The 20,888-nt window shown below is 72.1% G+C and carries 25 protein-coding genes; 8 read left to right on the top strand and 17 right to left on the bottom strand.

Features of this window, described 5'->3' with window-relative positions; translation table 11 throughout:
• The first annotated feature begins 52 nt into the window (after nt 1–52).
• Nucleotides 53–1,417, top strand: a complete 1,365-nt coding sequence (locus tag EAO71_RS21825) for an ABC transporter ATP-binding protein (RefSeq protein WP_147979512.1) — start codon at nt 53–55, stop codon at nt 1,415–1,417.
• 42 nt (nt 1,418–1,459) lie between these two features.
• On the opposite strand, the gene EAO71_RS21820 is transcribed toward EAO71_RS21825, so the two are convergent.
• The gene (locus EAO71_RS21820; protein WP_147979511.1) at nt 1,460–2,140 is read right to left on the bottom strand and encodes a response regulator; all 681 of its coding nucleotides are present in this window, start codon (nt 2,138–2,140) and stop codon (nt 1,460–1,462) included.
• Nucleotides 2,141–2,156: 16 nt separating this feature from the next.
• A complete protein-coding gene (locus EAO71_RS21815) occupies nt 2,157–3,110 on the bottom strand; it encodes a HAMP domain-containing sensor histidine kinase (protein WP_147979510.1) in 954 nt (317 codons plus the stop codon).
• A gap of 270 nt (nt 3,111–3,380) precedes the next feature.
• Here EAO71_RS21815 and EAO71_RS21810 point away from each other — a divergent pair, with 270 nt between their 5' ends.
• Complete coding sequence (locus EAO71_RS21810) at nt 3,381–3,851, top strand: cation:proton antiporter regulatory subunit (RefSeq protein WP_187282780.1); 471 nt, start codon at nt 3,381–3,383, stop codon at nt 3,849–3,851.
• A 4-nt stretch (nt 3,852–3,855) separates the two neighbouring features.
• Nucleotides 3,856–5,115: a cation:proton antiporter gene (locus tag EAO71_RS21805; protein ID WP_147979508.1), complete on the top strand. Its 1,260-nt coding sequence runs from the start codon at nt 3,856–3,858 to the stop codon at nt 5,113–5,115.
• A 51-nt stretch (nt 5,116–5,166) separates the two neighbouring features.
• Here EAO71_RS21805 and EAO71_RS21800 read toward each other — a convergent pair whose 3' ends face one another.
• The 4 genes from EAO71_RS21800 to EAO71_RS21785 all read right to left on the bottom strand — a co-directional run bounded on the left by EAO71_RS21800 (nt 5,167) and on the right by EAO71_RS21785 (nt 8,043).
• On the bottom strand, nt 5,167–5,781 hold the full coding sequence (locus tag EAO71_RS21800; protein ID WP_222723573.1) for a DUF2867 domain-containing protein: 615 nt from the start codon (nt 5,779–5,781) through the stop codon (nt 5,167–5,169).
• 127 nt (nt 5,782–5,908) lie between these two features.
• A complete protein-coding gene (locus EAO71_RS21795) occupies nt 5,909–6,733 on the bottom strand; it encodes an anti-sigma factor (RefSeq protein WP_147979506.1) in 825 nt (274 codons plus the stop codon).
• Nucleotides 6,730–7,296, bottom strand: a complete 567-nt coding sequence (gene sigK / locus EAO71_RS21790; protein WP_147979505.1) for an ECF RNA polymerase sigma factor SigK — start codon at nt 7,294–7,296, stop codon at nt 6,730–6,732. The genes EAO71_RS21795 and sigK overlap by 4 nt, the downstream gene beginning before the upstream one ends.
• A 150-nt stretch (nt 7,297–7,446) precedes the next feature.
• The gene (locus tag EAO71_RS21785) at nt 7,447–8,043 is read right to left on the bottom strand and encodes an ATP-binding protein (RefSeq protein WP_147979504.1); all 597 of its coding nucleotides are present in this window, start codon (nt 8,041–8,043) and stop codon (nt 7,447–7,449) included.
• A gap of 275 nt (nt 8,044–8,318) precedes the next feature.
• Here EAO71_RS21785 and EAO71_RS21780 point away from each other — a divergent pair, with 275 nt between their 5' ends.
• Complete coding sequence (locus EAO71_RS21780) at nt 8,319–8,702, top strand: hypothetical protein (protein ID WP_147979503.1); 384 nt, start codon at nt 8,319–8,321, stop codon at nt 8,700–8,702.
• Nucleotides 8,703–8,858: 156 nt separating this feature from the next.
• Here the strand turns inward: EAO71_RS21780 and EAO71_RS21775 are convergent, their stop codons facing one another.
• A complete protein-coding gene (locus tag EAO71_RS21775; RefSeq protein WP_147979502.1) occupies nt 8,859–9,197 on the bottom strand; it encodes an ArsR/SmtB family transcription factor in 339 nt (112 codons plus the stop codon).
• Between the two features lie 194 nt (nt 9,198–9,391).
• On the bottom strand, nt 9,392–9,766 hold the full coding sequence (locus EAO71_RS21770) for a hypothetical protein (RefSeq protein ID WP_147979501.1): 375 nt from the start codon (nt 9,764–9,766) through the stop codon (nt 9,392–9,394).
• Between the two features lie 246 nt (nt 9,767–10,012).
• On the opposite strand from EAO71_RS21770, the gene EAO71_RS21765 reads away from it, so the two are divergent.
• Nucleotides 10,013–10,432, top strand: a complete 420-nt coding sequence (locus EAO71_RS21765) for a hypothetical protein (protein ID WP_147979500.1) — start codon at nt 10,013–10,015, stop codon at nt 10,430–10,432.
• A gap of 15 nt (nt 10,433–10,447) precedes the next feature.
• On the opposite strand, the gene EAO71_RS21760 is transcribed toward EAO71_RS21765, so the two are convergent.
• The 4 genes from EAO71_RS21760 to EAO71_RS21745 form a co-directional block, all read right to left on the bottom strand.
• Nucleotides 10,448–12,286 (bottom strand): glycoside hydrolase family 15 protein, encoded by a 1,839-nt coding sequence (locus tag EAO71_RS21760; protein WP_147979499.1) that lies wholly within the window; start codon nt 12,284–12,286, stop codon nt 10,448–10,450.
• A gap of 286 nt (nt 12,287–12,572) precedes the next feature.
• Nucleotides 12,573–13,574 (bottom strand): glycoside hydrolase family 26 protein, encoded by a 1,002-nt coding sequence (locus tag EAO71_RS21755; protein WP_315986606.1) that lies wholly within the window; start codon nt 13,572–13,574, stop codon nt 12,573–12,575.
• 1 nt (nt 13,575) lies between these two features.
• The gene (locus EAO71_RS21750) at nt 13,576–14,130 is read right to left on the bottom strand and encodes a vitamin K epoxide reductase family protein (protein ID WP_261992275.1); all 555 of its coding nucleotides are present in this window, start codon (nt 14,128–14,130) and stop codon (nt 13,576–13,578) included.
• Between the two features lie 106 nt (nt 14,131–14,236).
• Nucleotides 14,237–14,740 (bottom strand): DUF5949 family protein, encoded by a 504-nt coding sequence (locus EAO71_RS21745; protein WP_147979497.1) that lies wholly within the window; start codon nt 14,738–14,740, stop codon nt 14,237–14,239.
• Between the two features lie 220 nt (nt 14,741–14,960).
• Between EAO71_RS21745 and EAO71_RS21740 the strand changes: the two genes are divergently transcribed.
• The gene (locus EAO71_RS21740) at nt 14,961–15,428 is read left to right on the top strand and encodes a tyrosinase family oxidase copper chaperone (protein WP_147979496.1); all 468 of its coding nucleotides are present in this window, start codon (nt 14,961–14,963) and stop codon (nt 15,426–15,428) included.
• Nucleotides 15,412–16,278: a tyrosinase family protein gene (locus EAO71_RS21735; RefSeq protein ID WP_147979495.1), complete on the top strand. Its 867-nt coding sequence runs from the start codon at nt 15,412–15,414 to the stop codon at nt 16,276–16,278. The genes EAO71_RS21740 and EAO71_RS21735 overlap by 17 nt, the downstream gene beginning before the upstream one ends.
• 55 nt (nt 16,279–16,333) lie before the next feature.
• Here EAO71_RS21735 and EAO71_RS21730 read toward each other — a convergent pair whose 3' ends face one another.
• The 5 genes from EAO71_RS21730 to EAO71_RS21710 all read right to left on the bottom strand — a co-directional run bounded on the left by EAO71_RS21730 (nt 16,334) and on the right by EAO71_RS21710 (nt 19,423).
• Nucleotides 16,334–16,600, bottom strand: coding sequence for a chaplin (locus tag EAO71_RS21730; protein ID WP_147979494.1), 267 nt, complete (start codon nt 16,598–16,600; stop codon nt 16,334–16,336).
• A gap of 385 nt (nt 16,601–16,985) precedes the next feature.
• Complete coding sequence (locus tag EAO71_RS21725; protein WP_261992272.1) at nt 16,986–17,450, bottom strand: hypothetical protein; 465 nt, start codon at nt 17,448–17,450, stop codon at nt 16,986–16,988.
• 216 nt (nt 17,451–17,666) lie between these two features.
• Complete coding sequence (locus EAO71_RS21720) at nt 17,667–17,933, bottom strand: hypothetical protein (protein WP_147979492.1); 267 nt, start codon at nt 17,931–17,933, stop codon at nt 17,667–17,669.
• 252 nt (nt 17,934–18,185) lie between these two features.
• The gene (locus EAO71_RS21715) at nt 18,186–18,926 is read right to left on the bottom strand and encodes a hypothetical protein (protein ID WP_187282779.1); all 741 of its coding nucleotides are present in this window, start codon (nt 18,924–18,926) and stop codon (nt 18,186–18,188) included.
• Between the two features lie 257 nt (nt 18,927–19,183).
• Nucleotides 19,184–19,423 carry a chaplin gene (locus EAO71_RS21710; protein ID WP_147979491.1) on the bottom strand — a complete coding sequence of 80 codons (240 nt, stop codon included), beginning with the start codon at nt 19,421–19,423 and terminating at the stop codon, nt 19,184–19,186.
• 397 nt (nt 19,424–19,820) lie between these two features.
• On the opposite strand from EAO71_RS21710, the gene EAO71_RS21705 reads away from it, so the two are divergent.
• On the top strand, nt 19,821–20,888 hold the full coding sequence (locus EAO71_RS21705) for a DUF3344 domain-containing protein (protein WP_147979490.1): 1,068 nt from the start codon (nt 19,821–19,823) through the stop codon (nt 20,886–20,888).

Here is a 20,888-nt window from a genome sequence, read left to right as displayed (position 1 = left end):
CCTCCCCCCACACCTCCCCTGACCTCCCCTACCCCAGTCCGGGTGGATCGCCATGAGCCGTACCATCGCGTTGCGCAACGTCAGCAAGAGATACGGGCGGGACGGCTACGCCGTCGAACGCGTCTCCCTGACCGTCGAGCCAGGTGAGTTCCTGGTCCTGCTGGGCCCCTCGGGCTGCGGCAAGTCCACGGTCCTGCGGATGATCGCGGGCCTGGAGGACATCACCGAAGGCGAGTTGTACCTGGACGACGTCCACGCCAACGACCTGCCGCCCCGCGAACGGGACATCGCGATGGTGTTCCAGAGCTTCGCGCTCTACCCGAACATGACGAGCCGCGAGAACATCGGCTTCCCGTTGAAGTTGCGCGATCCCGGCACCGACCACGACCCGCGCGTGGAGAGGACCGCGCGGATGCTCGCCGTGGAGGACCTGCTCGACCGCTACCCCGGCCAGCTCTCCGGCGGTGAGCGGCAGCGTGTGGCGATGGGCCGGGCGATCTCCCGCCAGCCGTCCGTCTTCCTGATGGACGAGCCGCTGTCCAGCCTCGACGCGAAGCTGCGCAGCCACCTGCGGGCCGAGATCGCGCGGCTCACCGCGCAGCTCGGGGTCACCACCGTCTACGTGACGCACGACCAGTCCGAGGCCATGTCCCTCGGCGACCGGATCGCCGTCATGCGCGGCGGCGTGCTCCAGCAGGTCAGCGCCCCGCGGGACACCTACGCCCGGCCGGCGAACGTCTTCGTGGCGGCGTTCATCGGCACGCCCCGGATCAGCCTGCTCCAGGCCGTCGTGCACGCTCCGCTGGACGCGCGGATGTCCATCGTGCTCGGCCGGCAACGCCTCGTGCTGCCCCAACCCCTCAGTTCCGACCACCAGTTGCTCCGCATCCAGCAGGGGCGGCCGATCATCGTCGGACTGCGGTCGGAGGCCGTGCGGATCGCGCCGCCGAGCCAGGCACGACCGGGCGAGGTGCCGCTCACCGGGATCGTCGAGCACGTGGAGTACCAGGGCCACGAGGCGCTGGTGCACGTGAACACCGGCTCGGAGCCCGCGGTCGTCCCGGAGCTGGAGTCGGCACGTCCGGCCGCCGGACCCGGGCAGCGGCGCCGTCGGCCGCACCAGAGCGGTCTGCGCAAACTGCGCAGACAGGCGGCGGGCCGGCTGTCCGGCGCGGTCGCCACCCTCGCCCCGCCGCGGGGCGGCGGCCTCGGGGACGGCCAGGGGAGCCCGGACCTCGCCCGCGACCACGCGGCGACCGTGCGCAGCGACCTCGTCGTCCGTACGGGCCCGCACCTGCGGGTGCGCACGGGCGCGCAGATCCCGCTGCTGGTGGACCTGGCACAGCTGTACGTGTTCGACCACGCGGGCCACCGGATCTGCCCCGCGCCGGACGGACTGCCGGGTCTGGAGGTGTAGCGCCTCACGCGGCGCACCAGAGCCCGGTATGCCGATGAGCAGCTACGGCTCGATCAGGCCCACCCGGATCGCGTACCGGGTGAGGTCGAGCCGGTCGCGCATGCCGAGCTTCCGGAGCAGGTTCGCGCGGTGGCGTTCGACGGTCTTGGCGCTGATGAACAGGAGGTCGCCGATCTCCTTGGAGGTGTGGCCCTCGGCGACGAGCTTGAGGATCTCCTCCTCGCGCTCGGTGATGGCCCGGTCGGGGACGGCACGGCCCTGCCCGGCGAGGTCGAGGTACTTGCGGATGAGCGCCGTCTCGGCCCCCGGGTAGATGAAGGGCTCGTCGCGCACCGCGGCACGGCAGGCCTCGACCAGGTCGCGGTCGGCGACGGACTTCAGGACGTAGCCGCCGGCCCCCGCCTTGAGCGCCTCGAAGAAGTACTGCTCGTTGTCGTACATCGTGAGCATGAGGATCCGCAGGTCCGGCTGGAGGCGGGACAGCTCGCGGGCGGCCTGGAGGCCGGTGAGGCGGGGCATGGCGATGTCGAGGATCGCCAGGTCGACGTCGCCCGCGCGTGCCCGTGCCACGGCCTCCGCGCCGTCGGCCGCCTCGGCGACGACGGTGAGGTCCGGCTCGCTGTCGAGGATGAGCCGGACGCCGCGGCGGACGAGCGCGTGGTCGTCCGCGAGCAGGATGCGGGTCCGCCGGTCCGGTGCCCCGGGGGAACGGGGTGTCGTCATCGGTCGCCCTCCTCCGTCATCGGTCCGCCTTCTCCGCCTTCGGCACCTCCAGGCGGACGTCGGTGCCGCCCGAGGGTCCCGGGCGGATCGAGAGGGCGGCGCCGACCAGCAGCGCGCGCTCGCGCATGCCGCGGATGCCCGCGCCTTCGCTCGCGTCGCCCGTCCCCCGGCCGTCGTCGCGGATGAGCAGGTCGACACCGCCGTCCGCGCCGCACGTCAGCTGCACCTCGGCGGTGCGTGCCCGGGCGTGCCGGGCGATGTTGGTGAGTCCTTCCTGGGCGACCCGGTACAGGACCAGCTCCGTCTCGTCGCTCTGGGACGGGAGTCCGGGCCCGATGTGGGTGCGCGCGGACAGGCTCGGGGTGGTGAACTCGGTGGCCAGGGAGCGCAGTGCGCTGTGCAGGCCGAGTTCCTCCAGGACGCCGGGCCGCAGCCGGCGGGCGATGCGGCGGATCTCGTCGAGGCCGGACCGGGTGGTCTCCTGCGCCTGCCGCAGGTCCTCGCGCAGGCCTGCGGGGGCCTGGTCGGCCGCGTGTTTGAGCTGGAGCAGGACCGCCGTCAGGGTCTGGCCGACCTCGTCGTGGAGTTCCCGGGCGATGCGCTGCCGTTCGGCCTCCTGGGCGGAGAGCACCCGCGCGCTGCTGGTGGCGCGTTCGGCTTCGAGGCGGTCGAGCATGAGGTTGAACGTGCGGGTCAGTTCGGCCATCTCCCCCGGTCCGCTCACCGCGGCCCGGTCGCCGGGACGCAGCAGGTCGACGGTGCCCATGGCGCGGGCCAGCCGGCGCAGGGGAACGAGGCCGATCCGCAGCAGGACCGCGTTGGCGACGAGCATGGCGACGAGACCCGCGCCCAGCACCATGGCCTCGCGGGGCAGTACCGGTGTGGAGACGGTGACCGGCCCCAGCAGGAGCAGGACGGCGACCACGAGCACGGCGGCGTTCAGCAGGAGGATCCGCCCGTACAACGACATGGTCCCTCCTCCTGGATCAGGTGCCCCACCCTATCGCCGGCCGGGACGTGAACCTGTCCCCACGGGCCTGTGACCTGCGGCGGGGCACATGTCCCCGGCTCAGCTTCACCCGTGCCGGAGGGTGTTGTCCATCCGTGCCGACACCCATGTCCCCGGCCTCCCGGCGGATGGCACGATGGCGGCTTCGCCCCGGTTCGACGGTCCGTCGGGCCGGGGCCGTCCACGTGCCCCGGCGAACGCGAAGGAGGACGGGCCGTGCCCGCTCCGCGGATGAGAACGACACCCCTGCCCGGCATCGGTGTCCAGTACGACCTCACCACGCGTGAGCACCGCCATCTGTCGGTGATCGCGCACCGCGACGGCACCCGGTCGGTGAACGTCTACCGGTCCGACGACCCCGACGCCTGCGCGCAGTCGCTGCACCTGACGGAGCCGGAGACGGCCTCGCTGATCGACGCGCTGCGTCCGACGCACCACAGTCCGAGCGTGCTGCACACCACCGATCTGGGGCTGGTCGCCGAACGGATCGAGCTGTCGGCGCAGGCGCACTGGAACGGGCGGCTGCTGGGCGACACGCGGATGCGCACGGAGACCGGTGTGTCCATCGTGGCCGTGCTGCGCCGGGCGGAGGCGATCCCCTCCCCCGCACCCGACTTCCGGCTCGCCGGCGGCGACACCCTGATCGTCATCGGTACCCGCGAGGGCGTCGACGCGGCGGCCGCGATACTCGGACGGGAGTGAGAGGGTGCATTCCGCTGTCTTCCTGATCGAGTTCGGAGCGATCATCCTGGGCCTCGGCCTGTTGGGGCGGTTCGCGGGGCGGTTCCGGTTCTCGCCGATTCCGCTGTACCTCCTCGCGGGACTGGCGTTCGGCAAGGGCGGTCTCCTACCGCTGGGCGCCAGTGAGGAGTTCGTGGCGATCGGCGCCGAGATCGGCGTCATCCTGCTGCTGCTGATGCTGGGGCTGGAGTACACGGCGAGCGACCTCGTCTCCAACCTCCGGTCCCAATATCCGGCCGGTCTGGTCGACTTCGCCCTGAACGCGGTGCCCGGCGCGGCCGCGGCGCTGCTGCTGGGCTGGGGGCCGGTCGCGGCCGTGGTCCTGGGCGGGGTCACCTGGATCTCGTCGTCGGGCGTCATCGCGAAGGTCCTCGGCGACCTCGGCCGCGTCGGCAACCGCGAGACTCCGGTGATCCTGAGCATCCTGGTCCTCGAGGACCTGGCCATGGCCGTGTACCTGCCGATCATCACCGCCCTGCTGGCCGGTGTGAGTCTGGCCGCGGGCAGCGTCACCCTGGCGATCGCCCTCGGCGTGGCCGGCGCCGTCCTCTTCGTCGCCGTCCGCTACGGCCGGCTGATCTCGCGGTTCGTCTCCAGCGAGGATCCCGAGAAGCTGCTGCTCGTCGTCCTCGGCCTGACGCTACTCGTCGCCGGTATCGCCCAGCAGCTCCAGGTCTCGGCGGCGGTGGGTGCGTTCCTGGTGGGCATCGCCCTCTCCGGAGAGGTCGCCGAGGGCGCGCATTCCCTGCTCAGCCCGCTGCGGGATCTGTTCGCGGCGGTCTTCTTCGTCTTCTTCGGGCTGCACACGGATCCGGCCAGCATCCCGCCGGTGCTCCTGCCCGCCCTCGCGCTGGCGGTCGTCACCGCGCTGACCAAGATCGCCACGGGTCACTGGGCCGCCAAGCGGGCCGGGGTCGGCCCGAAGGGACGCTGGCGGGCCGGCGGGACCCTGGTGGCACGGGGCGAGTTCTCCATCGTCATCGCCGGCCTCGCGGTGAGCGCCGGGATCCAGCCCGCGCTGGGCCCGTTCGCCACGGCGTACGTCCTGATCCTGGTCGTCGTCGGCCCGCTGACGGCCCGTTACACCGAGCCGATCGCCGCGTACGTCACCCGGCGCCGCGGCGGCCCGGAGGCCGCACCGCCCGCCGCGGACGTCCCGGCCGCGCCCCCGACCCGCGAGTCGGTGGGCGCGGGGGACGACGCGGGGAGCGCCGGGCGGCGCTGAGGGCTGTCCCGTAATCGGCGGATCAGCCCGGCAGGATCGGCAGGACACCCTCTACGGGGTGTCCTGCCGGTCGCGGTCGCGCCAGGCCCGCTCCCACTGCCGTGTCATGGCCGGATAGACGAGCAGGTGGCGGAAGGGCGCGATCGCGGCCATGTACAGCCGGCCGAAGCGGCCGTTGGGCTTGACGAGGACGGCCATCCGCAGTTCGTACGCGCCGCTCGCGCCCCGCACCCAGCCCAGGTGCATGACCGCGTGCACGGTCTTGTTCGCCAGCTCTCGGGCGGCTTCGGTGTCGAGTTCGTAGACCGGTTCGAGGGGCATGCCGTCGCTGTCCGGCCCTCGGGGTGCGGCGCGCAGGTCGTCGGGCAGCCGGTCGCGGAGCGAGCCGACGCGCCGACCGACGCCCGCCGCCCGCTCGTCCCAGCCGAGGAGCGCGCCGAGCTTCCACCGCACGGCGAACAGGAACCTCACCGGCGGCGACAGCCGGTCGGGGCCGGCGGCGGCGCGCAGTGCGGCCAGCATCACGGGAAAGTCGTCGGGGCCCGCTCCGGGTGTCCGGAACGACCACACGTCCTCCACCGCGAAGTCGCCGGTGAGTGCGTGGATGCGCCACGGAAGGCCGGTGTGGGCCGCCTGGGGAAGTCTCGGCACGGTGAGCCCCCTCATCTGTACGGTGCCGTACAACAGATTTATACGGTACCGCATAACTCCCGCCCCGACGCGGGGACATGGCTCGCGACGCGGCCGCCGACCGACCGGACGCGAGGCGACCGGTTCCGCGGGCACGGTCCGCTCAGACGGTGATGTCGATGATCCCGAGGGGCTCGGTGGTGGGCTGCGCGGAGCCACCGGAGGGTTCCACCGTCACGCCGACGGCCACGGCGTTCGCGAGCGGACCCGTGAGCACCCGGGCGGACGGCCGGCCCGTACCGGGCAGCAGACCGGCCGGTCGCAGGTCACCGGTGGGCGCGGCGTACCAGAGTTCGTAGACCTGGCCCGCGGTCAGGGCCGGCAGGTCCTGCGCCGTGAACGCGGCCCGGCCCTCGGCGCGGGAGACGACGACGGCGGCCGTGGCGCCTCCGGTCAGCTGCGCGGTGTGCAGGCGTGCGTCCGGCGCGGTGAGCACCGTGTTGAAGGCGGCCGCGTCGGACCGGGCGGCCTCGATCTGGGCCCGGGCCCGGACCACCTGGTCCCCGGCGTCCTCGGCCCGGGAGTACTGCCAGGCGGCGATGCCGCCGAGGGCCACCGCCACGGCGACGCTGGCGGCCAGGACGAACCGGAGGACGCGCCGGCCGCGCGACGCGCGGGCACCCGGCTCACGCCCCGGATCCGGGTCCGGGTGCGGCCCGGTCGCGCGCCACGGCTCCGGCCCCGGATCGGTGGCGCGCAGCCGGCGGACGCGGGTGATCTCGTCCAGGACGCGCGCCCGCAGGTCCGGCGGCGGGGCCATCGGGTCCGCGGCGCCGAGCCGGGCCGCCGTCTCCTGGAGCTCCCGCACCTCACGCCGGCACGCCTCGCAGGTGGCGAGGTGCGCCTCGAAGGCGGCCTCTTCCGCCGGCGGGAGCGCGTGCAGTGCGTAGGCCCCCGCGTCGAGGTGCACGTCCTCGGCGGGCGTCATCGGCCCTCCTCCAGGCAGGCGCGCAGCTGCCGGAGCCCCGCGCGCATCCGTGACTTCGTCGTGCCCCGCGGCGTCGAGAGCGAGTCGGCGACCTCCACGTAGGTCATGCCCTGGTAGTAGGCGAGCACGAGCGGTACCCGCTGCAGGCGGGTCAGCGAGGCGAGACAGCGGTAGACCCGCCGACGCTCGTCGTTCCCCTCCACGGCGTCGACCACCTCGTCGTGGTCCCGGTCGGGAGAGAGCCGCCAGGCGCGCGTCTCGCGCTCCGTGCTCGCCTGGACCGCGCGGACCCGGTCCACGGCGCGGCGATGGGCGAGCGTGAGCACCCACGTCTTCGCGCTGCCCCGGTCCGGCCGGTAGCGCTCGGCGGTACGCCATACCTCGATCATGACGTCCTGGGTCACCTCCTCCGCCTGCGCCGCGTCGCGCAGGATCCGGCAGGCCATGCCCATGACCGTGTCGGCCAGCGCGTCGTACACCGCAGCGAACGCCGCCTCGTCACCGTCGGCAGCGCGGTGCAGGAGCTCGCCCAGCCGCCGGTCCGGCTCGGATCGGTGCGCCACGCGGTGCTCCTCTTCCCGGGTGCCGGAGTACGGCACGTGTCGTCCCGCCGGGCCTGCGCCTCCTGGCGATCCTGCCCGCCTCGCCACCCGTCCGCAGCGGGCCGGTGCCGATCGGGTGAAACCGCCGGGGGACGGACGGGTGCGACGCCCTCATGGCACGCCCCTGCGCGGCGACGTGCGGGCGTCGGGTCCGGGTCCGCGACCCGGTTCGCGCGCGGGCGTGGGGCCGGGCGGGAGGCCGTGGTGCCGGCCGAGGTCCCGGCCGGCGACGTGAGCGAGGACGGGCGCGCCGGCGAGCCCGGCCGGCCCGAGGCCGAGGTCGAGCCGTACGTGCACGGTCTTGCCCCCGAGGGCCGGCACCACGGTCGTCGTGCCGCCCAGTCCGTCGATCACCGCCATGCCGAAGCCGCCGGTCCGGCGCCCGGTCCCGCCCGCGTCACCGGTCCCGGAGCCGGCTGCGCCCGGGAGCTGCGGCAGCTCCTCGCTGCGATCGGCCACGGCGATGTCGAGCGCGGCGCCGCTGACGGTGAGGGTGAGCACGCAGGGCCCACGACTGTGCCGGACGGCGTTGGTGACCAGCTCCGAGACGATCTGCACCGCGTCCGCCACCCGCTCGGGGCCGGCGTCCGTGGGCGCGAGCCGGCGGGCGGTGACGTGCCGGGCGACGGCCGGCGCGTGCAGGCCGTAGGGCAGCGCGACGACGTGGCGTGTCGCGCTCGGCGCCTCTGTGGCGATGGTCGTGGTCATGGCCACTCCCCGGAACCGGTGGTGCGGAAAGGCGGAGTCCTACGCAGGGGATTCGGAGCGGGCCCCCTCCCCGGATGTCGTCACGGCGGACGGCTCCGCGCGACCACTCGTCACGGAATCTTTCGGACTTTTCCTTACGGATCGGTCATCCGGGAGGCCGGTCGCTTCGAATCCCCAGTGTCACGCCGATCCGGCGAAGCTCCGGTCCCGCTCGCATCCCGAGAGCGGTGAGCTCGCCGGTACCAACGTCTCGCTACGTAAGGATGTGCGTTTCGATGACTCCCACCATCAAGGTCCGCCGGCTCGTGGCCGGCGCCGCCTCGGCGGGTCTGCTGGCCGGTGGCGCCGCGCTCGGGCTGTCGGGCACCGCGTCGGCGGCTCCCGCGCCGGCTTCCGTCACCTCCACCGTGACCCATGACAACGACCACCGTCACCACGACCGGTGCGTCTGGAAGAAGGGCCACTGGGACAAGCGCTGGGTCCCGGGCCACTGGGAGAAGAAGCAGGTCCACCACAAGACCTGGCACAAGGGTGACGGCAAGCACGGCCACTCCCACAAGGGACACTGGGACCACGACCGGCACTACAAGTGGGTCTACGTCCCCGCGCACTGGGACCACTACTGGGTGAAGGGGCACTGGGACTGCCATCACCGGTGATCGCCTCCGCGATCCGCACGCGCGACCGGGCACCTCTGGTGCCCGGTCGCTCGCGGTTCGCCGCAGACCGGAGGCCGGCACCTCCGGGCGCACACGCGGAAGCCCGCCGACCCCTGGTGGCGTGACGGGCCGACGGCGTGACGGGACGCGGGCGCGCTACCCCGACGCGTCCGCGTGGCGCAGCTCGGCGAGCAGCTCGCTCTGGCCGGCGAGGAGTTCCGTGAGGATCCGCCGTGCCGCACGCAGGAGTTCGGCGACGTCGCCGCCCGCGAGCGCGTAGCTGACGGTGGATCCGTCACGGATCGACACCACGATGCCGGAGCGGCGAAGGACCGCCAACTGCTGGGACAGGTTGGAGGGTTCGATGTCGATGTCGTTCAGCAGTTCGCGTACCGGTACGGGGCCGTCCTGGAGGAGCTCCAGGACGCGGATACGGACCGGGTGCCCGAGCATGCGAAAGAACTCCGCTTTGGCCTGGTACAGCGGTACCTGCATGCAACAACGCTCCTGCCGGGGTCTGGGCTGCTGGGCGGGGGCGGCAGCCGGCGGCCCGCCGGTCCTCCACGACCGTTGCCACGATCCTGCCGTGTCCGGACCCGCCCCCACCTGCAGCTGTCCTCTTTTGGATGTGTCGAGTTGAAGATTTCTTCAACTCTTGGGCATACGAGATCCGGCCGCTCGGCGAGCGGCTAGAGCTCGAGATCCTTCTCGATACGGCGCAGCTGGTGCCGCGCCATCGCGAGGTTGGATCTGCCCTTGTCCAGGACGATGTAGAGGAACAGACCGTTGCCGCCCCGCCCCTTGAGCAACCGGATGAGGTGGTACTGGTTGCCGAGGGTGATCAGCATGTCCTCGATGTCCTCCTGGAGTCCGAGCATCTCCAGGGTGCGGGTCTTGGCACGGATCACGTCGGTGTTGCCGGCCGCGGCGACCGTCAGATCGAGGTCGTTGCTGCCGCCGAGCGTGCCGAGTGCCATGCCGCTGGTGTAGTCGACCAGTGCGACGCCCACGGTCCCGTCGATCGAGGTCATCGCCTCCTTGAGAGACGTCTCCACATTCACCATCAGCGCCTGCTTCCTCAACTCACGATGTTCCGGACCGTGGTGCTCCCCCGGCCGGTCTGTGATCGAGACGCTACTGACCGGCGTCCGGACGGGAGGAGGAAAGCGGTTGGTCCGGCCGAAAACCGCCCCTCAGGCTCCGAAACCCGCCGCGCGCCGGCGACCGGAGTCGCCTGCAGGCCGACTGCACCGGATCCTCCGCGAGGTGATCCTTTGCCGATCCCGCGCCCCCGCGAGAGCATCCACCTCATGGAAGAGACGAGGCGGGCGCGGACGAGGAGGGAGCGAACGGTGGAGTACATACGGTTCGAGTCGCCGCACCGGAACGACCGAGGTCACTTCACGGGCGTGTTCGGACTGGTCAACACGCTGGCGCGGGAGGGTCGGCTGTCCACGGAGGAGGAGGCCTTCCGACGGGTCCACAACAGCTGGTACGACGCCGCCTACCCGGACCCGTCGACCGTGGACCCCACCGTGTACGACCGAACGACGAATCCCGGCGCCGCCGCGTGGTTCAAGCCCTCGGCCACGCATCTGATCGAGCGGGTCACCGGCTATCTGGAGATCCTCCGGGCGCACGGCGTCGACTGCCGGACGCGCCACTGCGCCGACCCCGGCAGGATCGTCTACGAGGACGACGTCCAGATCGTCGTGGTGCCGTACGGGTAGGCCGGGCCGGCCGGGTCACGCGCGGTCGGGGCGGCGGCGGACGGCCCGGTCGAGTTCCTCGTCCAGTGCGATGGCCGCGGTGATCAGCGCGAGGTGGGTGAACGCCTGCGGGAAGTTGCCGAGTTGCTCGCCGGTGGGACCGATCTCCTCGGCGAACAGGCCGACGTGGTTGGCGTAGGTGAGCATCTTGTCCATCGCGTAGCGGGCCTGTTCCAGGCGACCCGCGCGGGCCATGGCGTGGACGTAGAGGAAGCTGCAGAGCGAGAAGGTGCCCTCGACGCCCCGCAGGCCGTCGGGCGAGGCCTCGGGGTTGTAGCGGTAGACGAGACTGTCCGTGACCAGCTCGCGGTCGATGGCGTCCAGGGTGGACAGCCACTGCGTGGACTTCGGCGAGAGGAATCCGAGCAGGGGCATCAGCAGCAGCGAGGCGTCCAGCACCTCGCTGCCGTAGTGCTGGACGAAGGCGCCGCGGTCGGGGTTCCAGCCGCGTCGCATCACCTGGGTGAGGATCGCGTCGCGTTCCGCCGTCCAGCGGGTCAGATCGGCGGGGCGGGCGTACTGGGTGGCCAGCCGGATGCCCCGGTCGAAGGCGACCCAGCACATCACCCGGCTGAACGTGAAGTCCTGGCGTCCGCCGCGGGTCTCCCAGATGCCCTCGTCGGGGCGGTCCCAGGCGTCGGCGAGCCAGTCGAGGAGTGCGGCGAAGCCCAGCCAGCCGTCGTATCCGGCCGGCTCGGCCACCTCCGGGGAGTGGGTGAGGGCGTAGGAGAACTCGCCGTAGATGTCGAGTTGCAGCTGGTCCGCGGCCGCGTTCCCGGACCGGACCGGATACGAGTCGCGATAGCCGCTCAGGTGCTCCAGGATCTCCTCGGAGAGCCCCGGATCGCCGTCGATCCGGTACATGATCTGCAGCGGCTCGCCGCCCGCCGCTCCGGTCGCCCGCAGGCAGCGGCCGAGCCACTCCCGGAAGGCGTTGGCCTCGTCGACGTAGCCGAGGTCGATGAGGACCCGGACCGACAGCGACGCGTCCCGGATCCAGGTGTAGCGGTAGTCCCAGTTGCGTTCGCCGCCGATCTGCTCGGGCAGGCCCATCGTCGGCGCGGCGATCGGGGCGCCGGTCGGCGCGTAGATGAGGAGCTTCAGCGTGATCGCCGACCGGTTGACCATGTGCTGCCAGCGGCCGCGGTAGCTGCAGCGGCGGATCCACGCGTGCCAGAAACCGAGCGTCGCCTGGAACTCCGCGGCGAAGTCCTCGACCGTGACGGGCTCCGGTTCGGGGGATCCCGCGGCGCGGGTCTCCAGGAGGATCCCGGCACGCTGGCCCTGCTCCAGGGTGACGGTGGCGCGGACGTCGTGGCCGTCCGCGTCCAGCGGGATGTTGCCCTGCAGGTGCACGTCCAGTTCGGGGCCGTGGAAGACGGCCCCCTGACCGCCGAGGGTGAGGGAATGCGGGGCCCGGCCGTAGTCGAAGCGCGGCCGGCACTCCAGGGCGAAGGTCACGGTGCCGCGGACCACGCGCAGGATCCGCATCAGGCGGTGCCGGTCGCCCGCCACCTGCGGCTCATCGCCGAGCGGCATGAAGTCCACCACCTCCCCCACGCCCCGCGGAGTCAGGAAGCGGGTGACCAGGACGGCCGTGTCGGGGAGGTACAGCTGACGCACGGTCGTGTCCTCGTCGACGGGGGCGATCGTGAAGTGGCCGCCACGCTCCGTGTCGAGCAGGGCGGCGAAGATGCTCGGCGAGTCGAAGCGGGGTGCGCACATCCAGTCGACGGAGCCCCCGCCCGAGACCAACGCGGCGGTCTGAAGGTCGCCGATCAGTCCGTGGTCGGCGATCGGAGGGTAACCAGGCATCACTGACCTCGATTCCTGCACCGGGACCGGGGGCCGGGGCATCACGGCGCTCGCCGGCACCACGCAACCCGCCCCGCCGCCAGCCGGCAACACGGACCGGCCGATCGGGGGAACGGGCGGCCGGGACAGAGGACGGGGAGCGGCGGCGGACGGAGCCTGCGGTGACGGCATCACGGGGCCGGGCGTCCCCGGACCGGTGTCAGGAGCCGGTCGTTCCGGGGCCGCCCTGCTGCCGGCGAGGGTGCCCCGGGGGGGACAGGCCGTCCCGCGGCTGGGAACGGCACCCTCAGAGACCCGCCCGCACCACCTCGGCCGACGCCGGATTGTCCGGACAGGCCCACACGCCGTGCGGGCAGTAGTCCGTGAACGTCTGGTAGACGGGCCGGTGGCGGGCGAACCAGTCGAGCATGCCGCGGACGTACGCCGGGTTGTCGCCGTTGCGGAAGAGCCCCCACTCCGGATACGACAGCGGCTTGCCGTGGGCCGCCGCGAACCGCACGTGGTCCGCGAGCCCGAGGTCCTCCGACACCTGCCCCTCGAAGCTCAGCCCCTCCGGCTGGTCGTAGGCGTCCATCCCGATGATGTCGACGTGGGAGTCGCCGGGGTAGCACCGCGTCCAGTCGACCGCGTCCCGCCCGCGGCTCACCGTGAAGTCGAAACGGAAGCGCTGCCCCGGCACGGCCCGCAGCACGTCCACGACCCGCCGCCAGTACGTCCGCCAGGTCTCCGGGTCCGGTCCGCAGCGGTGGCTGTACGTGGTGCCGTTCATCTCCCAGCCGAGGACCAGGATCGCGTCCCCCAGCCGGTGGGCGACGAGCCGCTCCCCCAGGGCGCGGAAGTGCCCGTCGTACTCCCCGGCCGCACCGCGGCCCAGCCCCGCCCGCACCTCCTCGTCCGGCAGGCCCTCCTCGCTGCGGTCGAGCAGCGGGACGTTCAGCACGAACAACCGCCCCGGCCGCTCCTCCTTCCAGCGCGCCCACGGCTCGAACAGGGCGGGGTGACCTTCGATGTTGGACCAGCGGTCGCCCGGCAGGTAGGTGTGCCCCACGCTCAGGGACGTGCCGCCGAGCCAGGTCTGCAGCTCGTCGAGGCGCCGTATCCCGGCCTCGTCGGAGCCGGTGAAGAAGCCGGACGGGACGTTCACCGGCCCCCGCGCGACGGGCCCGTCCGACGCGCCGTCCGGGGCCCACCTGTCGTGGACCAGCACCAGGAACGCGGCCACGAGAGCGAGAACGACCGCGAACAGCACCATGGTCGGTGCCGCCCGCGGCCGGCAGAAGGGGGTCACGTCAGCTGGTCCAGAAGTCCCACCAGCGGGTCAGGATGAGCATCCCGATGATCCCGGCGTGCAGGACGGGCAGCGCGAAGGTGAAGTCCTCGAAGAACCCCTTCAGCGCGACCGGGGCGGGCAGCACGCCCGAGCGGACGTTGTGCGAGGTCACGTACCAGAACATGACGAGGGTGGCGGTCCAGGCCAGGCAGCACCACAGGCACAGTGAGTTGATCTCGTACAGCGACTGGTACATCAGCCAGGTGCAGAAGCCGACGCCGAACAGCATCCCGGCGTTCAGCCCCAGCCAGAACCAGCCGCGGTAGCGGGCGCCGGCCAGCAGCCCGGCGCCCACGGCGACGACCACCGCGTACGTGACGAGGCCGAGCATCGGGTTCGGGAAGCCGAACACCGCCGCCTGCTCGCTCTTCATGATGTTGCCGCAGGAGACGACCGGGTTCAGGCTGCAGCCCGGCGTGAAGTTCGGGTCCTCCAGCAGCTTGAACTTGTCGATCGTGATGACCCATCCGGCCAGCACGCCCGCCGCGCCGGTCACCATCAGCAGCCAGGCCATGCCCCGGCCGGCGCCGACGCCTCCGTCGCCCTCCCGGGCCCGTTCCCGCCGCCGGGGCGGTGTCTCCCGTACGTTCGCCGTCGCCATGACGCCGCCCCCTGTCCGCTCAGCCCTGCAGTCGTCGCACCGGGAGCTGGATGTGCGCCGCGGAGGCCACGACCGCGTCGTCCGTGACGAAGGCCCGCAGCCGCTCCGGCGAGACGGGCTCGCCGGGCGTCGCGTCCGGCCAGGGGCGCACGGGGAGGATCAGGTAGACGTACCCGTGGTCGTGGGCGGCCGCCTCCCACTCCGCCGGAACGGGGCACTGCGCCTTCATGAAGGGCAGCGTGAGCACGGCCCGCCGGGCCTCGACGAGCAGGTGCGCGCCGGTCCCCCGCTCCTCCGAGGCGTCGACCACCCGGTCCCCGAGCGGCAGGCCCATGCCCTCCAGGGCCGCCCGCAGCGCCTCCTCGCCGGCCGCGGGTCCCTCACTGCCGTCCCCGAGCGAATACACCATCAGGAAAGGGGTGACGGGAGCGTCGTCGGTGGGCCCGGTGGTCCACGGAACGACGGTGAGCGTTCCGAACGGAGAGGCACTGCGCGCCGGGGTAACGACATTGGGTGTGGTCATGAATCCGGATGCTAACGGCCCAAGCGCTCTTTCCCGCAGCGGCGTTCACTCGATCGGCCGACATCAGCGCAGGAGAATTTCGGTGCGCCCCCTCCAGAACACGTGTGCACGGAAACGAATGGGCGGCGGAGTCGTTGGGCCCAGGGGGCATTCGCTGCCCTTCGTCGATTCCGCCGATTCCGTAGTTCCGAAGATTCCGTAGACACCAGGGAGTTCACCCGTGTTCGCCGACGAGCCGGTCAGCCGCTTCTCGCGCCGTACCGCACTGCGCGCCCTGTTCACCGTGGCCGTCGCCGCCTTCACCGGCGGGGCGCTCGCGCGGATCGCCGGCACGCCCACGTCACCGCGCGCAGGCCGCGCACCGGCCGGCGGCGCCGGATCCGCCGCGGGCACCGGTGGCACCGTCGGGGCGCTCGCCTTCGACGAGATGTACCGGGGCCGCCGGATCCAGGCGCGCCGGATCCCCCGGAACGGCCCCGTCCAGGTCCTGGTCGACGGCCGGCCGCTCCACCTGATGCGGCGCGCCGACGGAAGCTACCTCAGCGCCGTCGACCACTACGAGTCATGTCCGACGCCCCTGGCGGCCACCCGGGCGGCCGTGGACCAGCTGGGTTCCGCCCCGCTGTCCCGGTACGCCGCCGGTCACGGCGTCCACCCGGGAGGGAGCCCGCGTGACCTACACGCGTAAGAACCAGCGTGATCTGACCGGCGCCGAGCGGCGGAAGTTCGTCGCCGCCGTCCTGGAGCTCAAGCGCCGGGGAACGTACGACGACTTCGTCCGCACGCACATCGAGTACTACTCCACCGACGGCGACAACAGGCTCCGGCTGGCACACATGGCCCCGAGCTTCCTGCCCTGGCACCGCCGCTTCCTGCTGGAGTTCGAGCGGGCGCTGCGCCGGATCGACCCGACGGTGACCGTGCCGTACTGGGACTGGACCCGGGACAACACCCCGGCGGCGTCGCTCTGGGGCGAGGACTTCCTGGGCGGCAACGGCCGCCGTGGCGACCTCCAGGTGACGACCGGCCCGTTCGCCTACTCCGGCGGGCGCTGGACGGTGCGGCACGGGATGACCGAAGGCAGGTTCCTGACCCGGGACTTCGGGCGTCCGCAGAGCCCGATCGCGCTGCCCACCCGCGCCGAACTGGACGAGGTCATGCGGGAGACGGTGTACGACGTGGCGCCGTGGAACTCCACGAGCCGCTCGGGATTCCGCAACGCCCTGGAGGGCTGGGGCCAGGGGCGGGGCAACGACCGCTTCCGCATCCACAACCGGGTGCACCGCTGGGTCGGCGGCCTGATGCTGGGCGGCGCCTCGGTCAACGACCCGGTCTTCTGGCTCCACCACTCGTTCGTCGACCTGCTCTGGTCCCGCTGGCAGGCGCGCAACCCGCGGGCCGGCTACCTGCCGGCGGACCCGCCGCAGCTGGGCGATCCGCAGTACCGGCGCGTCGCCGCCCGCGACGAGGCGATGGGGCCGTGGAACGTCACCCCGGCCTCGATGCTCGACCACGGCGCGCTGTACCGCTACGCATGACGAGAGCGTCCCCCCGGCCGGTGGCCGGGGGGACGCTCCGAGGGTGCGGGGTGACTCAGCCGCCGTAGCCACCGTCGTGGTGGTCGATGTTCGCGCAGCTGTTGCCGAACGTCGGGTTGAGCAGCCCGATCACGTTGACGGTGTTGCCGCAGACGTTGACCGGCACGTGGACCGGAACCTGCACGACGTTGCCGGACGCGACACCGGGCGAGTGGGCGGCAGCGGCCTGGGCACCCGAGTCGGCGACGGCCATGCCGGCTCCGCTGAGGGCAACGGCACCCGTGCCGGCGAGGACAGCGGCAGCCTTCGCGATGCGAGACATCAAGAACTCCTTGGACGTGGAAAGCCGACCGCGAGTACCACGGCCGTCATTCCCCTTCAACGCCTCAGTGGCGCCCGAGTCACGGCCGTTACGCCGGATGATGAAGAGGTGCAAGTGAAAGCCCGCAGAATCGCGGGTCCGCCCACCGTCGGATACGGCGGAGCGAGCATTCGATTCTGCGGGCCGCGGCCATGCGACAAGCCTTCCGGTGTAACGAGCAACGACCCCTCGGGTGGCGGGGAAGAATCGTGTCTTCACCCGCCGGGTCATTGGTCGTACAAAAGACCGTGCCGCCGGGGGACGCTCCGGACGGCGGCGGGGCTGTCCGGACAGGTTCCGAGGAATCCTCCGCGATCCCCGGCGGGCGCACGGTGGGACTGCTCTCTCAGGACTGCGCCAGGCCCAGCTGGGAGTCCAGCGCTCCGGTCGCCGCGGGGGCCAGCACGCCGATCTCCGGGACCGCGAGGTCGGGCAGCCCGAGGCGGTCGCCGCGGGGCGCGACGACGGGATTGCCCACGGTGGCACCCGGGGTGGCCGCGGCCATCTCGGAGCGCGGGGTGGTGAACAGCGCCTTCCCCGGCTCGCTGCCTTCGAGGACCTCGGGCAGCGGGGCGGCCACGACGGTCTCCGGCAGCGTGCTGCCGACCGGCAGGCGCGGCAGGGTGACGTCCGGCAGGCCGGCGCCCTGCTGGAAGCCGGTGGGTGCGCCCGGCACCGGCAGGGGGACGCCGGTCGCCACCGTGGGGGCGTCCATCGGGATCACCGGCTCCAGACCCTGGAGCGGGACGACCACGGGTGCGTCCGCGGCCACGGCCGGGGCGGCCATGGCGGCGGAGGCGAGAGCGGTCATGAGGATTCCCAAGCCGGCATGAGATCGCAGGTTCATTACTGCGTACGCCCTTCAGAGCAGGTGGAGACGGAGCGGTGGTGCTGTGGATCGGTCAACGAGGCCCATGGAGGCGACGTCGCGGGGATTCGCCTGAGTGCAGCAACGTCAAGGGCCCCCGACGGTGAGAACGGGGGGCCCTGATTGACAGTGCGTCAGCACGGCGTGCCGTGGCGGGTGTCAGCCGCCGAGCGGGAGACCGCCGAGGAGCGGCGCGGCCTTGCCGGTCTCGTTCAGCTGGTTCGCGGTGTCCTGCACGGTCTTGACCACGGAGCCGTCGGTGGTGCTGCTCAGCGAGTCGGTCTTCAGCCCGTGGCTGGTGAGCGCCCCGAGACCGCCGTCGAGGCTGGTGGGGGTCGCCATCGCCTCGGCGGCCATGGCGGGGGCGGCGACACCCAGGGCCATCACGGAACCGGCGACGACCGCGGCAACCTTCGTGGGCTTCATGGAGAGTCCTTCCTGATCTTGCGTCACAGAGCGAACAAGTCACGTGCCGTACAGGCCTCTTGGGCGATTCCTGCACGTCGTTCCGCTTTCTGTAACGAGAGGTGTGCTCCCCGGAAACTCCGGGAGGAGGGATTTCTCGACACTGCACCCGAATGACGGGAGCCGGTGTGATGTCCCGATCGGGCGTACGGCCGCGCCGCACCGGCCCAGCGGGACTGGGACCGGCACGGCGCGGGACCGCGGGTGGGACGGCTACCCGACGGGCAGGGGCAGCGGCGGCGTGGCGGGAAGCTGCGGAGGCGTCACCGGGGGCTTCGCGGGCAGCTCGGGGGCCGTGACCGGAGGCGTCGCGGGCAGCTCCGGGACCATGACCGGAGGCTTCGCGGGCAGCTCCGGGACCGTGACCGGGGGCTTGGGGAGCGTCGGCAGGCCGGGCAGGGCCGGCAGCCCGCCGCCGAGCACCGTCGCCACGACCACGTCGACCAGCGACGTCAGGGTCGCCGTGACCTGGGGTACGAGGCCCGCGGCGGCGCCGGAGCCGGCGGCGGCCAGCAGTGCGGCGACCGCCTTCTCGACGGTGGCCAGGGCGTCGGCGACGACGTCCGCCGGCGCGGCGGCGGCGCGCGCGGCCCGGGTTCCCGGCCSGGCCGGGACGGTGAGCGGTGGTGCGACGGGGGTGGTGGCCTTCGCGGCGTCGACGGCCTTGTCGATCCTGGCCTCGAACGCGGCGGCGTCGGCGGCGGGGAGCCTGCCGTCGTCGGCCTCGAGCACCGCGGTGACGAGGTCGGCCACGGGGGTGGCGACCGGGCTGGTCCGTCCGAGGGCGCGGGCCTGGGTCAGCAGCGCGGCCGTGCCGGGGACCGGGGCGTGCCCGGTGACGGCGGCCGAGGGGGACGTGTGGTGTGTGTCGGAGAAGGCGGGTCCCGCCGTACCGAGGGTGATCGCGGCGGATATCGCCAGGGCAATGATGTGGCGTGATGCCAGGGGACGCATATGTGTTCCTTTTCCGCATGCGTCGGACAACTTCCCCCTCACCGTGCCTGCGGTGATAGCGCTCCGCAATGGGAGGACTACGGAACGACATCCCTCCGTTCGGGTGAATCCGCCCCACCGGCCTGCTCCTCCGAGGGGCGTACGCCGTTGCACCGAACGGCGCACGAGGGTGCGTCCGAACGAGCAGAAGGCCGGCGCGCCACACCCGGGAGGGGTGGCGCGCCGGCCTCGGAAGGACCGCGATCCGGCGTGCGAGATCAGGCGTTGACGCAGGTGTTGCCGAAGGTCGGGTTCAGGGCGCCGATGACGCTGACGGTGTTGCCGCAGAGGTTGACCGGCACGTGGACCGGAACCTGCAGGACGTTGCCGGACAGGACGCCCGGGGACTTCACGGCCGCGCCCTCGGCGAGGGAGTCGGCGGAGGCGACACCGGTCGCACCGGCCACGGACGCGGCGACACCGACGGTCAGGACGACAGCCTTCGTGATACGGGACATGGAGAAACACTCCTCGATTGTTTTCAGACCACTTGGAACGGTTGACCCGGACGGTCGGTGCGGGCGGATTCACCCGACTCCCTCAACAACGCGCCCCCAATTCATTGGTTGCTCTCCCGAACGGGTGACGTTCAACCGATCTTTGGCTCGGCACGGGGCCATCGGAGCGACTGGACGCGGAAAGGCGCAACACGCCCAACGAGGAACCTGCCTCACGGATACGGGAGTTAGCGTTCGCGAGCATCTAATGCTTAGTATCGCCCGGCGTTGGGGTTATAACGTTCCCGAACGTCGCTTCGGGTACGACCGCGCGGACATCGTTTTCGCGAGGCCGAATCCTCACTCTGCCCCGGTCTTCACGGGTGTCTTGCTTCTCTTATCAAAGCGGAGAACCTGTATGCCGAATTCAGCGGTTCATGCTGTACGCCGCGGCCTGTTGTGCGCCCTGACGTGCGCGGCCCTGTCCGCCGCGCTGCCGGCCGCCTCCGCCGTGGCACCCCGGCCTCGGGAAGCCGCCGAACTCCCCTTCGCCCCGCGGTACCGGGCGGTCCAGCACGGCGGGATCGTCCGCGCCGCGAACTCCTCGGCCGCGGCGGGCAGGGACGCCAAGGGCCCCGCGACCGCCAACGACGGTCTCGACATCGGGTACGTGGACGTCGACGGCGACCCCCTCACGTACAACTCCAGCCGGGCCGCGGTGCCGCTGCCCGCCGGGGCCGTGGTCACCTACGCGCGCCTGTACTGGGGCGGCAACCTGCGGGTCGGCGAGCAGAAGCCGCCCGCGGACAACGGCCGCGTGCTGGTCGCCGAGCCGGGCGGCTCGTACAAGGCCGTGCTCGCGGACACCACGGTCGGCCATCGCACGGCGGACGGAGCGGACGCCTTCCAGGCGTCCGCGGACGTCACCGACCTGGTCCGCTCGGCCGGTCCGGGGCTGTGGACGGTGGCCCAGGTCAACGTGGCCATGGGACGTTCCCCGGTGGGCGGATGGGGCGGCTGGACGCTGGTCGTCGCGTACGAGAACAGCGTCGAGCCGCTGCGCCGGCTGGCGATCTGGGACGGCTTCGAAACGCTCGGACCCGGTGGCACGACTCTCCGGGTCCCTCTCGACGACTCGCCTTTCGCGAAGGGCTCGGGCGGAAAACTCGGCATGATCGCCTATGACGGGGACCGGGGAACTCCGGGCGATTACCTGGCGGTGGAAACGGGCTCGTCGAAGGGTGTTCCGCTCTCCGATCGAGCCAATTCCGCGGACGACGTGATGAACTCCAGCATCACCGATTTCGGAACCAGTCGGATCGAACGACTTCCCGCTCATCAGAACACCCTGGGGTACGACTCCGACGTCTTCGATCTGGGGGGTCCGCTGCGCCATGGAGCCGACCGAATCCACGTCCGTTTCGGCACCCGGCGGGACACCGTCTGGCTCGGGGCTCTCTTCCTCCAGGCGGACGCCCGGGGCTGA

The sequence above is a fragment of the Streptomyces sp. MS191 genome (assembly GCF_008042125.1).
Lineage (GTDB): Bacteria > Actinomycetota > Actinomycetes > Streptomycetales > Streptomycetaceae > Streptomyces.
This window is presented reverse-complemented; position numbering and strand designations above follow the sequence as displayed.

Bases quoted from the DNA above. Each gene is read 5' to 3' on its own strand.
- EAO71_RS21825 (WP_147979512.1), top strand. From the start codon at position 53: ATGAGCCGTACCATCGCGTTGCGCAACGTCAGCAAGAGATACGGGCGG.
- EAO71_RS21820 (WP_147979511.1), bottom strand. From the start codon at position 2,140: ATGACGACACCCCGTTCCCCCGGGGCACCGGACCGGCGGACCCGCATC.
- EAO71_RS21815 (WP_147979510.1), bottom strand. From the start codon at position 3,110: ATGTCGTTGTACGGGCGGATCCTCCTGCTGAACGCCGCCGTGCTCGTG.
- EAO71_RS21810 (WP_187282780.1), top strand. From the start codon at position 3,381: ATGAGAACGACACCCCTGCCCGGCATCGGTGTCCAGTACGACCTCACC.
- EAO71_RS21800 (WP_222723573.1), bottom strand. From the start codon at position 5,781: ATGAGGGGGCTCACCGTGCCGAGACTTCCCCAGGCGGCCCACACCGGC.
- EAO71_RS21795 (WP_147979506.1), bottom strand. From the start codon at position 6,733: ATGACGCCCGCCGAGGACGTGCACCTCGACGCGGGGGCCTACGCACTG.
- EAO71_RS21785 (WP_147979504.1), bottom strand. From the start codon at position 8,043: ATGACCACGACCATCGCCACAGAGGCGCCGAGCGCGACACGCCACGTC.
- EAO71_RS21780 (WP_147979503.1), top strand. From the start codon at position 8,319: ATGACTCCCACCATCAAGGTCCGCCGGCTCGTGGCCGGCGCCGCCTCG.
- EAO71_RS21775 (WP_147979502.1), bottom strand. From the start codon at position 9,197: ATGCAGGTACCGCTGTACCAGGCCAAAGCGGAGTTCTTTCGCATGCTC.
- EAO71_RS21770 (WP_147979501.1), bottom strand. From the start codon at position 9,766: ATGGTGAATGTGGAGACGTCTCTCAAGGAGGCGATGACCTCGATCGAC.
- EAO71_RS21765 (WP_147979500.1), top strand. From the start codon at position 10,013: ATGGAAGAGACGAGGCGGGCGCGGACGAGGAGGGAGCGAACGGTGGAG.
- EAO71_RS21760 (WP_147979499.1), bottom strand. From the start codon at position 12,286: ATGCCTGGTTACCCTCCGATCGCCGACCACGGACTGATCGGCGACCTT.
- EAO71_RS21750 (WP_261992275.1), bottom strand. From the start codon at position 14,130: ATGGCCTGGCTGCTGATGGTGACCGGCGCGGCGGGCGTGCTGGCCGGA.
- EAO71_RS21745 (WP_147979497.1), bottom strand. From the start codon at position 14,740: ATGACCACACCCAATGTCGTTACCCCGGCGCGCAGTGCCTCTCCGTTC.
- EAO71_RS21730 (WP_147979494.1), bottom strand. From the start codon at position 16,600: ATGTCTCGCATCGCGAAGGCTGCCGCTGTCCTCGCCGGCACGGGTGCC.
- EAO71_RS21725 (WP_261992272.1), bottom strand. From the start codon at position 17,450: ATGACCGCTCTCGCCTCCGCCGCCATGGCCGCCCCGGCCGTGGCCGCG.
- EAO71_RS21720 (WP_147979492.1), bottom strand. From the start codon at position 17,933: ATGAAGCCCACGAAGGTTGCCGCGGTCGTCGCCGGTTCCGTGATGGCC.
- EAO71_RS21710 (WP_147979491.1), bottom strand. From the start codon at position 19,423: ATGTCCCGTATCACGAAGGCTGTCGTCCTGACCGTCGGTGTCGCCGCG.
- EAO71_RS21705 (WP_147979490.1), top strand. From the start codon at position 19,821: ATGCCGAATTCAGCGGTTCATGCTGTACGCCGCGGCCTGTTGTGCGCC.